This is a genomic window from Massilia sp. W12 (assembly GCF_037300705.1).
GTDB lineage: Bacteria > Pseudomonadota > Gammaproteobacteria > Burkholderiales > Burkholderiaceae_D > JACPVY01.
The window spans coordinates 1,046,190-1,058,706 of record NZ_CP147776.1 but is presented as its reverse complement, the minus strand read 5'-3'; the positions used below and the strand labels follow the sequence as shown (position 1 = coordinate 1,058,706).

Annotated in this window: 7 protein-coding genes; 3 read left to right on the top strand and 4 right to left on the bottom strand. The window is 56.9% G+C overall.

Annotated features, from left to right (window positions below; all coding sequences use genetic code 11):
• The first annotated feature begins 78 nt into the window (after positions 1-78).
• Entirely contained in the window at positions 79-1,671 is a 1,593-nt protein-coding gene (locus V8J88_RS04315) for a M20/M25/M40 family metallo-hydrolase (RefSeq protein WP_338848017.1), read from the top strand.
• A gap of 199 nt (positions 1,672-1,870) precedes the next feature.
• Here V8J88_RS04315 and V8J88_RS04310 read toward each other — a convergent pair whose 3' ends face one another.
• From V8J88_RS04310 to V8J88_RS04295, 4 genes are all read right to left on the bottom strand, one after another.
• Entirely contained in the window at positions 1,871-2,734 is an 864-nt protein-coding gene (locus V8J88_RS04310; protein ID WP_338848015.1) for a formylglycine-generating enzyme family protein, read from the bottom strand.
• Positions 2,735-3,654: 920 nt separating this feature from the next.
• Positions 3,655-6,495: a formylglycine-generating enzyme family protein gene (locus V8J88_RS04305; protein WP_338848013.1), complete on the bottom strand. Its 2,841-nt coding sequence runs from the start codon at positions 6,493-6,495 to the stop codon at positions 3,655-3,657.
• Positions 6,492-7,484: a MoxR family ATPase gene (locus tag V8J88_RS04300; protein ID WP_338848012.1), complete on the bottom strand. Its 993-nt coding sequence runs from the start codon at positions 7,482-7,484 to the stop codon at positions 6,492-6,494. Before V8J88_RS04300 ends, V8J88_RS04305 begins: the two co-directional genes overlap by 4 nt.
• A gap of 45 nt (positions 7,485-7,529) precedes the next feature.
• Positions 7,530-9,551, bottom strand: a complete 2,022-nt coding sequence (locus V8J88_RS04295) for a metallophosphoesterase (RefSeq protein WP_338848011.1) — start codon at positions 9,549-9,551, stop codon at positions 7,530-7,532.
• A 1,360-nt stretch (positions 9,552-10,911) separates the two neighbouring features.
• Between V8J88_RS04295 and V8J88_RS04290 the strand changes: the two genes are divergently transcribed.
• Together V8J88_RS04290 and V8J88_RS04285 are read left to right on the top strand one after the other, a co-directional pair.
• Complete coding sequence (locus V8J88_RS04290; protein WP_338848010.1) at positions 10,912-11,460, top strand: hypothetical protein; 549 nt, start codon at positions 10,912-10,914, stop codon at positions 11,458-11,460.
• Between the two features lie 54 nt (positions 11,461-11,514).
• Positions 11,515-12,321 (top strand): hypothetical protein, encoded by an 807-nt coding sequence (locus V8J88_RS04285; protein WP_338848009.1) that lies wholly within the window; start codon positions 11,515-11,517, stop codon positions 12,319-12,321.
• Positions 12,322-12,517: the final 196 nt, after the last annotated feature.

Here is a 12,517-nt window from a genome sequence, read left to right as displayed (position 1 = left end):
ACACAGATCAGCACACTATATAAATACAGGGGCCGGGCGCACCGCACCGGCCCCGCCTCCCCACAGAGCGAGACCCGAATGAAAAAGACCCTGCTTTCCCTGTTGCTTGCCTGCATTGCCATGCCCGCCGTTCATGCTGAAGAAAGCACCCTGGCCGGCAACAGCAAATTGCACTGGATCACCCTGTCCGACGCCGCCTTTCAGCAATTAAAGAAAATCAACCCGGCATTAAGCCCGAAACATAGCGCCAGCCTGGCCAGCGACGCCTCCGGTCTGCCGACCGGCAAATTCAGCGCACACACTGGCGAAGCGGAAAAAGTGCACGCAGTGCAAGTGACAGAAGCGCAAATGCTGGCGCTGTCAGAAAAAGTGCATCACGAATTGAAGCGCTGTGGCGGCTTTATGTTCCACCCGAATGAAGCAGCGGCGCGCACGGCGCTCAGCACACCGGTGAAGCAAGGTTTGGCGGCCACCCGCCCCTCTTACAAAATCGCCAATCAAGCCCTGGTCAAAGCGATTCTGCCGACCATGCAAGACAGCAATATCGCGCAGACCATTATTGATCTGACGAATTTCACCAATCGCTATTACCAATCGCAAGGCGGGGTGAATTCTTCCAACTGGCTGCTGCAGAAATGGAAAACCATGGCGCAGGGCCGCAGCGACATCAGCGCGGTGCAATTCAAACACAGCAGCTGGGCGCAACCATCGGTGATCTTGACGATTCAGGGCACAGACCGCGCTTCAGAAGTGGTGGTCTTGGGCGCCCACCTGGATTCGATCAGCATGAACGGTACCAGCGAAACCACGCGCGCGCCCGGCGCCGATGATGACGCATCCGGCATTGCTTCCATGACTGAAGTCTTGCGCGCCATGATCGCGAATAAATACAAACCGCGCCGCACCATCAAAATGATTGCGTATGCAGCGGAAGAAGTCGGCTTGCGCGGCTCGCAGGAAATCGCCACCAGCTTTGCCAACGCCAAGACCAATGTGGTCGGAGTGATGCAGCTGGATATGACCAACTACAAAGGCGGCGCCAACGATATCTATCTGTTTACCGACTACACCGACAATGCGCAAAACACCTTTATCGGCAATCTGATCGCCACCTATCTGCCGGGCGTCAAAGTCGGCAGCGACAAGTGCGGCTACGCCTGTTCCGACCATGCTTCGTGGAGCCGCCTGGGCTATGCCGCGAGCATGCCGTTTGAATCGCCGATGAATGCGCACAACCCGCACATCCACACCGCCAACGACACCTTCGCCAATAGCGGCAATCAGGCGCAACACGCCTTGAAATTTGCCCGTATGGCGGCAGCGTTTGCGATTGAATTGGGCAGTGAGGGTGCGGTCACGCCGCCAAGCGGGACAGACAAAACAGAAACCTTCAGCGGCAGCTTAGCGCGCGGCGCCAAGAAGAGCTTCGGCCCCTTCAAAGCGGCGGCAGGCAGCTTGAAAGCCATCACCAGCGGCACGGGCGATATTGATATGTATGTCAAAAAAGGCAGCGCCGCTTCAAGCAGCAGCTACGATTGCCGCTCAGTTGGCAGCACAGCCAGCGAAAGCTGCAGCGTGAACCTGACGGCGAATGGCGATGTGTATCTGCAATTGACGGGTTACACCGCAGGCACATACAAATTGAGCGTGACCTACAAGACGCAGAAATAATGCCAGCGCCCTGCCGGGCGCATAACGATTCATTGCAAGCACTCACGCGATCATGTGAGAGGGTTGAACGCGGGACGGTTTTGGCCGTACCCGCGTTTTTTTCGCAGCCACGCCGCCTGCCCCGGCGCGTCCCGCACCCGGGGCGGTGCTCCGCACCGCCCGCGCTGTGTCCCACAGCGCAGGGCCAGCCCGCTGGCCCTTACCCCCCCTGGCCTGCCGGGAACCTCAGGGCCAGCCGGAAGCCAGCGAAGTAGTCGCGATGCCCGCAGGCGCAGGCGTACCGGAACGCAGAGCGCGCGAGGCGGGCATCGAGGATCCAGGCGCCACCACGCAGGGCACGTCTTGCTGGCTTGGCCGGAGGCGCCCGCGCCTCCTCCAAGCCAGGGTCTATCGCCAGTTCCGCCGCATACGCACGCCTATTGTCTGCACACCATTCCCACACATTGCCATGCATTTGGTATAGGCCCCAGCCATTTGCTGGCAGGTCTTTCACCGCGACGGTTTTTTCCCGATATTCGCCTTTTGCACCCGCGCCATAGCGATAGTTTCCGTTATAGTTGACTTGAGCGGGATTCACCGTTTCCCCAAAGTAAAACGGAGTTGTCGTCCCCGCCCGGCAGGCATATTCCCATTCCGCCTCAGTCGGTAAAGATGCAGTGCAACCCGGCAAAAGGGTATTGAGTTTTTGCAAAAACACTTGCACATCCAACCAACTGATTCGCTCCACCGGATGCTCTGGCCCACCATGGTTTGCCGCATTGAAGCGGGCCGGATTCTCACCCATGATGGCTTGCCACAACGCCTGGGTGCACGCCGTGTCCGCTAACCAAAATCCCTGGCTGATCTGTACTTCGTGTTGCGGCTTTTCGTCATCATTGCCAACTTCATCTTCAGGCCGCCCCATCGCAAAACTGCCTGCTGTAATCCAGCGCAGCCGCTGCCGCACCTCATCAACCGTGAATTCAAACCACAGCCCATATTCATCATCGCCAAAGGCGCTGGCCCAGGGCGGAGGAAAAGGAGTGGGCAATAAGTCTGATCGACTTGCTAAGGGATCACGCATGCTGTTTCTCCATCCTCAAAAAAGGCGGCAACCCGGTGGGCGTTCGGCTTCGCGCCTACCAGCGCACCGGGCGCCTTGGACATTGCGCAACGCGCAGCCTGCCAGATAATGCTTCCTGTCAAACCGCCCACTACGCACGACAAGCACGCTGGTTCAGCCGGGCCGGCATCCACCGGTGCGCCAGAAGCTCAGAATCGTAGGGTGCAATAGCAGCGTTTTTTGCTGCGTATTGCACCGAGAGTACGCCGAATTCTTTGCCCTCGCGCAAGACAATCCCACGCACCACGACTGCGGCGCAATGCGCCTTCGGCTTATTGCGCCCTACGATGTTTGGGCGCGTCCCGCATCAAAGACACTGTAACGCTGGTGAATCGTAGGGTGCAATAGCAGCGTTTTTTGCTGCGTATTGCACCGAGAGTACGCCGAATTCCTTGCCTTCTCGCAAGACAATCCCATGCGCCACGACTGCGGCGCAATGCGTCTTCGGCTTATTGCGCCCTACGATGTTTGGGCGCGTCCCGCATCAAAGACACTGTAACGCTGGTGAATCGTAGGGTGCAATAGCAGCGTTTTTTGCTGCGTATTGCACCGAGAGTACGCCGAATTCCTTGCCTTCGCGCAAGACAATCCCATGCGCCAAGGCTGCGGCGCAATGCGCCTTCGGCTTATTGCGCCCTACGATGCTTGGGCGCGTCCCGCGTCCAAGACACTGTAACGCTGGCAAATCGTAGGGTGCAATAGCAGCGTTTTTGCTGCGTATTGCACCGAGAGTACGCCGAAGTCCTTGCCTTCACGCAAGACAATCCCATGCGCCACGGCTGCGGCGCAATGCGCCTTCGGCTTATTGCACCCTACGATGCTTGGGCGCGCCCCGCGCCCAAGGCGCTGTGTCCCACAGCGCAGGGCCAGCCCGCTGGCCCTTACCCCCCCTTGCCTGCCGGGAACCTCAGGGCCAGCCGGAAGCCAGTGCTGTCGGCGCGCATCTCGCTGGCGTCGACACACCGGATCGCAGAACGCACGTGGCGGGCAAGGAGGCCCCAGGTGCCACCACGCAGGGCACGCCTTGCAGGCTTGGCCGGAGGCGCCCGCGCCGCCTCCAAGCCAGGGTCTATCCACCGCCCCGCCGCATACTCACGCCTATCGTCTGCACACCATTCCCACACATTGCCATGCATTTGGTATAGCCCCCAACTGTTTGCGGGCAAGGCTTTCACCGGCACAGTTTTATTCCGATATTCGCCTTTTGACCCATCGGGATAGGGATAGGGATAGTTGCCATCATAATTGACTTGCTCGGGATTGACCGTGGCGCCAAAGTGAAACGGTGTTGTTGTGCCCGCACGACAGGCATATTCCCATTCCGCCTCGGTCGGTAAAGATGCGCCACAGCCCGGCAGCATGGCATTGAGCTTTTGCAAAAACGCTTGCACATCCAACCAACTGACCTGCTCCACCGGATGCTCTGGCCCACCGCCGTTTGCCGCATTGAAGCGTGCCGGATTCTCACCCATGATGGCTTGCCACAACGCTTGCGTGCACGCCGTATCCGCCAGCCAAAAACCCTGACTGATCTGCACCTCGTGTTGCGGCGTTTCTTCATCATAGCCGTCCTCATCGGCAGGCCGCCCCATCGCAAAACTGCCTGCAGCGATCCAACGGAAAACTTGTTGCGCGCGGCCATGCGGCCCCACTACTTCCAGATTTGCATACAAGCCAATTGCATCCAAGGCAAGGCTTTGGCTAAGCATGAAATGCAGTTGATGCGACTGTTTGCGCTTCTTCTTTGATGAAGTGGCGTGCGCGCTTATTGCTGTCTGACTTTCCACCTTGAACACAGCCCCCACCACCGCATCCAAGGGCAAGCCAACACGCACCGCCTCCCCCCATGGATTTGGCGCCAGGGCATACCCTCCTTGTACATCGCGTCCCACTTCCAGCGCCCAAGTTGGCCTTGCAACTGGCTCCACTGTGCAATATCTGTCACCAGCGCGTATTTCCACAGTCTGCGCCTCAGACAATGGAATTTGCGCCCACAATATACCCCCCTCCTCTGGCGCCTCCACGCTTTGCCAAGCCCCGCCCTCGACGCGCCACTGCAATTGCGCCGGCCCTTGCCAGCGCGCAAGTTCTGGCGCATATCTTGGCGGCGCTGGTTCTGTCAAGGGATGCGCATACACCCAGGCTTGCCCGTCGCATTGCAGCACGCGCCACAGGCATTGCCCATGCTCAGGCGCTGGCATGCTGATACCCAGCGCTGCGCACAATGGCGCGCGCATGGCGAGTGGAAATTCCGGCGGCAAGCTATCGCCTTGCTGCAAATCTTTGCGCTGTGCGATGGCCCATGCCAGCGTAAATTCTGCTGAACCGCGCCAGGCCAGGCTGTCGCTGCGCCAGCCTTGCCGCCCGAGAAAGGCGGCGCTCTCGCGAACTGTACGCGCTTGCGCCGGCGGCAAATCTGGCGTGCGCAAGTCTTGCGCCAGTTGCGCATACCAGGGCGCGGGATCAAATGCTTCCCCACCCGGCGCATAGTGGGTAGCGCACAGCGCATCTTCCAACTGCAAACCGAATGAGAGATGCGCATGATGTTGCGCGATCAGGCGCGCCGCCTGCTGCCGAAGTTCCAGTGGCAGGTCTGGCAGTTGGCGCAGATACTGCGGTCGTATATCGTGGCGCAGGGCCAGGGCCAGCCCGTCTTGCAGCACATCCGCATGCAGCCAACACACGCTTTCCGCCGCTGGCGGTAAGCACATCAGTTGGCGCAAGGCGCGCAGCAAGGCGATTTCCACATGCGCGCTCAGGCTGCATAAACACAGGAGCATGTGGATTTTTTCTGGCGCGAGTTCAGCCCAGGCCGGCGCGCGGCGCTGTGGCGTCAGCGCGGCGCTTTCACGCCAGGCGATCAGGGGCAGGCTGGCGGATGGCGGCGGGTTCGCGCTCCACAGCAAGCGCCAGGCGCCGGCGCGCAAGGCGGCGTCGCCTGTCATCGGGTCTTGTCCGAGCACAATGCCGGTCTGCCCCTTCAAACGCGGCGGCTGCGGCAAGATTTGCCATTCACGGTGATCTTGATAGCGGGTTTTGACAAACCAGTCATGGCCTTGCAGAGATAAATACACCGGCGTCTGCCCGCCTGAGCAACGGTAAGCCACGCGCGCCACGCGGTAGTAATCGGTTTGCTGCGGCATATCCGCCTCGCCCAGATGCAAGACCAGGCAGTTAGGTCGCCATGCCGCTTTGTGCTGTCGCATCTTGCGCCAATCTATGTCCTGACACAGGGCCAGGCTTTGCGAGATTTTTTGGATGTCCAGTTGCGTCCCCATGCGCGGCTGGCGAAGCTGGCGCGCGCAGGCGGCGGCTAAGCGGCGCGTGCTGGAAAGCGGGGAGACGGCGCGCGCTGGCGCCGGGCTGGGAGGAATCAGACGCGACTGGTTTTCTGTGGCGGCAAGCAATGCTTGCCAGTCCACACTGTCGGACGGGGTTGCCTCGGGCTGGTGCAATACGGCGTGGTATTGCTGCGCGCGCAAGTTCTGCACAGCGGGGGATGTGGAGGGCGCGCCGCCTTCCTCTGCGCCGACCTTGCTGAGTATCTGCTCTGGCGGCGCGGCAGCTTGCGGCGGCGCGCTTTCGCCTTGCCAGGCATAGCCGCACATATCCCCCAGGCTGGCGCTGGCCCTGGCAGCGTCCGCGCTATCGGCGCCAAATTGCAGCAAGAGGCGCAATAAATCCGCGCGCCCGATTTGCTGTCCCAGGCCGCCGGATTTCATGCGTCCCCTGCTTGCAAGTCTGGCTGCTTATCAAAATAAAAGCGTTTTAATGCCGGCAATTGCGCCAGCGCCGCCTCGCCCAATTGGTCGAGCGTGCGCAATAAATCCAGATATTCCGCCAGGCCCGGTTTGTATTCGGCAGCGGCACGGCGGTCTTGGATCAGCATCTGCGCACACTCGTGCAAAACTTCCTCCCTTTGCTGCGGGTAATGCCATTGGCCGCGCGTCACCAGCCAGTTTTGCAGCGCCGCTTCCTGGCTGGGCAGGCGCAAGGTCAAACTCAGGCAACGCCGCACAAAGGCGGCGGGCAATTCGCGCTCTTCATTGGTGGTGATGATGATCAGGGGCGCGGCCTGCTGCGGGTCTTGGCGCACGGTGTCGCCCAGCAGCGGGACTTTAAATGCGCGGTTGGCGAAGACTTCCAGTAAACCATTGGGAAAATCCGGCTCGGCTTTGTCGATTTCGTCAATTAATAATACGCAGCCTTGTTCCCGGCGCCACTTGTCCGGTGTTTCGGGGGCCATGTTTTCGATATGGCGCAGCTTCTCTTGCTGCTGCTGTGCGCTGTGCCAATTCAGCGCCCACCAGAGCGGGCCGGGTTGTATGTAATGGCGCAGCGCCAGATTGCCGGCGCAGGCGTCCGCCCCCTGCTGCAAAATAGCCGCCATTTGCGCATCCGCCAGCCGCGCCACCGCATCAAATTTCCAATGCAAGTCTTGCGCCTGCGCCTGGGCATCCACCACCACAGGCAAAAACGCGCGCTGGCTGGCGAAGGCGGCGGCATGCGCGAGCTGGCTTTTGCCTGTGCCGGGTTCGCCGCGCAGCAACAAGGGCCGGCCAGACGCCTGCGCAGCACGCAGCGCAAGGATGTGTTCAGACTCAAAATGGTGACGGGTCGCAGGCCAGGACGCCATGGCCGGTAAATCAAAGGCGGCGTCGGCATAGGCGGCGAGTTGGTTTTGGAAAATCTCGTGCTGTGAAGAAGTCATGATGTCGCCTGGTATTTGATTTTGTTGCGTAACTGGGATGAATACTCATTTGGGCGGTGCAAACACTTGAAGCACATTGAAAATCTCATCCAATGTGGCCGCCCACATGCCTTCATCCCATTCAAAAATCAGATTTTCTGCCGAGGGATCAGTCAATTGAATCACGTCTACATGAATATTGCGCAAGCTGTGCAGCACATCGGCGGTGAGCAGTGGGTTATGTTGATTCAGGCGCAAGCTGAGAATGACTTGTTTTTGATTTTTCTTGCGTTGCTTCAGCCAACCATGGATGCGGCCGATTATCGCCGCATCGACTTTTGCCAGCCGCTCAGCGGTGGGAAATAGGACTTTGTATAGTCGTCGATATAACTGCCCCATGATGCCTTCAGCAGGGTCGTCAGACATCTCTCCCAGCTCTGGCCCACTTAGTGGCATCAGATTGCAGTCGCGATATTCGATAGGTTTGCCATCCTGAATGTCGGCATCAATATGCGTGCTGATGCGAGGACGCACCAGAATGGAAATCGAGAGTTCCAAGAGCAAAGGCCAGGCGTTTTGGGGGTCTTCAGTTTGGGGATTCGGACGGCGTACCGCGCTGAGCAAGATAAGTTGTTGCGCGGCGTCGATCAGATTGGCGCGTATGTCCGCTTTGCGCTGGGTGGACAGCGTTAGTCCGTCGGGCTGCCGGAAGGTGGTAATGGCTTGGCACAATTCCAGCAGGCTTTCCAAACTGCTTTCGGCGCGCGCTATGCGCGTGTCGTCAGCCACCAGGGCAGAATGCACCTCACGCGGCAAGGCGTCGGCGTCGTCTTGTTCGGCGTCGCTCAGGCCAAATGCAATGGTGGAGAATTCAGACAGTTGGGCGCGTCCAATCAGGGGACGCAATGCGGCAATGGTGGCGGCGATGCGGGTAGCGTCGTCAAGTAATGGTGGGACAGATGACATGTCAGGGGACGCAGGCTCAGGCTGCCCGGCTCCATTCAGATTGACGGACACAATCGAACTGCTCCCACCCAGTTTCGCGCCCGGCTGAACCGGCTTGTCCGTTTGCGCCAATTCCCGCAATTTATTTTTCAGGCCAGCTTTCAGGCAAGCGCTAATGTCCCATACTCCCTTGGGCGCTTTTCCCGCAATTGGTTTGATAATCCAGTCATCGCGAAAAGCATGCAAATACACTTTCGCTTGCCCATCATCACCTATGCGCACCAAATTCAAGCCAAATTCATCGAATGTTTCAGCGCCCACTGCGCCTGCCGCCACTTTCACATGCTCGATGCCATCTTCCACCCAGGCATGATGGACATGCCCGCTCAACCAAAAATCGTATTGCGTTTGAATCTGTGTTTTGGCGTAGCTATGTTCGGCTGCACACAGCCAATCTGCCGGATGATGCATCATGCCGATTTTGATATCAGCATCTTCCAAAGCGGTTTGTGCATTCTCGAATTGCCATTGTCCCCCCAGCCAAATATGCCCATGATCGTGCGGACCGGCGCAGGTCCATGCGGAATTCAACCCGGCAATGCCGACTTGCAAGCCATTAATTTGCAATACCTGCGCATAGTGGCAGCGGCCTTCGGCGTCATGTTGGTGCGGCAGCCAGGTTTTGACAAACATGCTGTAGGCTTGCAAGCGCGCCATTGCGTTGCAAAACTCCTTGCTGCGTTGCGCGATTCTGTTATTCATATTCTTGAAGTGCTCATGCGAATTTTTCGCTTTGGCGATTAATGCTTCTTGCGCATCTTCGTCGGTTTCATACCGGTTCACATCATGATTGCCCGGCGTCACAAACAAGCGTTCGCGTGCCAGTGGCTGCCCCTCTCCACAAACCGTCAACAGTGCCTCAAAAAATTTTTGCGCGCTTTGATATTGCTGCGCCAACGGTTCATCACCCTTCTCGCCAAACGCGATATCCCCCGTACAAAACACCAAATCAGGCCGCAAATCGGGCTGCTCCTCGAAGCGCTCGCGTAAGTATTTGAGCAATTTTTTGCGCGGCCCGTCATCGCGCCATGCATGTTTGCCTTCAAAATGCAAATCAGAAATATGCAACCAGGATAAGCCCATCCGACCACCTCGCGCCTGACTGTTTGATTGGTTTCGATTATGACTGAAACGCTGCCACATGATTCAGCAAGCTGCAAAAAAAGCGTGAATGTTGCTTGCCTGCATTCTGCTGACTTCTCTGCGCGGGCATGGCGGCGGCGTTTGCGATTGAATTGGACAGACAAGGCGCAAAAGCAAGCTGGCGGCAAACGCTGCGCAACAAGTTGATTGCATGCATTCACACCATCATGTGAGAAGCTTGAGCACGGGTGACAAAATTATGTCCGCGCATTTTTTACAACTAAGCCGGGATGCTGCAAGCACACAATCAAGAGCCGATCATGGTTTTTTATGCAATATAAAAAGACCTGTTTTCGCCATATAAAATATGGCAATTTCAAAGAAAGATAAATTTTTCGACTTTTATATTGCCATCTCTCCTCTTTTTTGAACTGTGACAAGAGTGAAATGAAATTTCAACGCAAATAGAAACTGATCAACGCATTAATCAAAAAACTATTTATCGCTTGCATTTTAAAAAAACGCTATTCGTCCAACAACAAAGGAAAATTTGCCAACACCCGCCGCCTGCGCAATCCCCGCAGAATCCCATTCCCTCATAGAATATTCATATTTATCAATTACTTGGATGAAGTGGCAGTCTCCTGCCCCGGCTCGCAAGGGGGGGGCAGAATGTCACAGCTGTGGCGAGGATTGATTGCATCAATGAAAGAAAATGCTGGAAATTGATAATCATCCCTTGCCTTCACAAGCTTTTTTCCAACACTGCAGCGGTTTTATTACATCAACGAAAGTAAAAACTTCTTTTATTATTACATTCACTTTACGTTATATTTGAAACACTTATGTGAAGAATGATTGAATTTTCCAGCCTCGGCATTAAGCTTGTTAAAACTCATACAGAATTTATTGCGATGCAGCTTTCCGCATGGACACAGCGCAAATTCCCCCCTCTTTTCCAAGTTCGCAAAATCAGGTGTAATGCAGTCATCCGCTGCATACAACAAGGCCGTAAATCGGGACAGGCCAGTGTGCATAGGAGGCAGCCATAGCACCATCCTGCGCATGGCCGTCTGTACCGGATCTCCGATGCCATACCGGAACAGCGACGCAAGCAGCGCATGGCAAGCATACGGCGCAGAAAAAACGCTACCAGCGTATAGAGCGAGACAAGGCCTGACACCCACGCAACGCCACCGCCACCTTTCAAATGGGCAGCCGGCGACACAGCTTCTCACCCTCAGAACGATGTGAGACCACATAAACCGGGACACAAACCCGGGCTAAACCGGGACAACACCCCATCTGTATCCGGTCGGGAAAAGGCGCAATTAAACCATTCTATTTTCCGGAGACACACATGCAATTCATCAAATACAGCGCGCTGCTGGCCGCTCTCTTGGGCGCTTCCCTGGCCAATGCCGCCACCGTCAACGGCAGCTTCATCAGCAAAAGCGCCAGTGAAATCCGTGGTCAGCTGGGCGGCTATGCGCAACCGACGATTTATCTGAATCAATATGCCTGCGGCGAACGCCAATTAAGCGCCATGGCATGCGGCCCTTACACCATCAGCGTCGGCAGCCAATTCCTGCAAAGCCAGGAAAATCAACATGGCAACTATGCCGCCAAAATGGTTTTAGCGCACGAATGGGGACACTCAATTCAGTTCACCCGGAATATCCGCAAGAGCGCGCCGTATCAGGAATTGCAGGCGGATTGCACCGGCGGTTCGTTCATCAAATATGCGCAAACCAGGCTGGGTTACGCCAGTTTTCTGGAAGCAGCAGTCAGCAGCGCACGCGCTGCGGCTGACTGGGCTGAGCATGGCACGCCGTCGCAACGCGACTACTTTACGCGCTGGGGTTACGCCAATGGCGTGACGAAGTGCTTAAGCGCCTTGCCACGCTGAGCATGACTTGACGCGGCAGGCCTGTGGCCCGCCGTGTGACCGATGGAGCGTCCCATGATGAATAAAGTTTCTGTCGCAGCAGGCATTTTGACGGTCGGCGTGGTCGGCCTCAGCGCTTTCTTTTTTTTGCAAGGCGCTGCTGAATCCGGCGCCGCCGCCAGCGCTTCCACTTTGCCGCAGCAAGATACGGCAGGCGCGCTCAGCCATACGCATGCGGCGCAATCCGCCGCCGGCAGCGCCGCGCCGCAAGTGGCGCAACTTGATGCGGAATTAAGCAATCCCTGGCGCAGCGGCCCCGGCCTGATGGCCGCTGCCGGCGCACAGGGACAGGCGGCGCCTGATCCGGAAGTCATCCCGCCACAAGAGGCGGAGCGGCGCCGGAAAATGAAACAACTCGGCTATATGGTGCCGACCGAATACTACAGCAAGGATTTGCGCACCTTGCGCACGCTGGCGCAAAACGGCGATCAGTGGGCCATGGTGCACTTGGGCGAGAAATATTATTTCGAGCTGAAAGATGCGCGCCATAACCCGGAATTTGATGCCGGCATGGATTACGCGCAGGCGGCGCGCGCTTCTTTTCAAAATGCATTGCTTGCCGGCAATATCCGCTCCGCCGGCATTATCGCGGAAACGTATTTGCAAGAAAACAAGCGCGTGGATGCCTATGCCTGGCATCTGCTGTCTGAGCGCTTGGGCGACAGCATCAGTGCTGAATGGTTTAAGCGCACCGCTTCTTATCAAGCGTTGAGTGAGCAGGAGCGTAAGCAGGGCATGCAAAAAATGCAGCAGTTATTGCAGGAATTGAATTCACTTTCCCATCAGCGCACAGGGAAAGGATTAGGAGGGTTGCCGGTTTGACTAAATAATTTCCACACGGAAATTTTTAATATGTATTCCACGATTGAATAAATGCGTGGCTGGCTTATTACGCCTTTTGCATTTATATAAAACTGTATTGATGGGATAAATCGAAACAGATGATATTGCATTGCAATATCGCTTGATTTGCACCATTACAGGGTGAGGAGTATGTGCAATTTTGGTGAATCCGCTC

What these genes read in the sequence shown, in the direction of transcription:
- V8J88_RS04300 (WP_338848012.1), bottom strand. Translation starts at nt 7,484, where the DNA reads ATGACTTCTTCACAGCACGAGATTTTCCAAAACCAACTCGCCGCCTAT.
- V8J88_RS04305 (WP_338848013.1), bottom strand. Translation starts at nt 6,495, where the DNA reads ATGAAATCCGGCGGCCTGGGACAGCAAATCGGGCGCGCGGATTTATTG.
- V8J88_RS04285 (WP_338848009.1), top strand. Translation starts at nt 11,515, where the DNA reads ATGATGAATAAAGTTTCTGTCGCAGCAGGCATTTTGACGGTCGGCGTG.
- V8J88_RS04290 (WP_338848010.1), top strand. Translation starts at nt 10,912, where the DNA reads ATGCAATTCATCAAATACAGCGCGCTGCTGGCCGCTCTCTTGGGCGCT.
- V8J88_RS04310 (WP_338848015.1), bottom strand. Translation starts at nt 2,734, where the DNA reads ATGCGTGATCCCTTAGCAAGTCGATCAGACTTATTGCCCACTCCTTTT.
- V8J88_RS04315 (WP_338848017.1), top strand. Translation starts at nt 79, where the DNA reads ATGAAAAAGACCCTGCTTTCCCTGTTGCTTGCCTGCATTGCCATGCCC.
- V8J88_RS04295 (WP_338848011.1), bottom strand. Translation starts at nt 9,551, where the DNA reads ATGGGCTTATCCTGGTTGCATATTTCTGATTTGCATTTTGAAGGCAAA.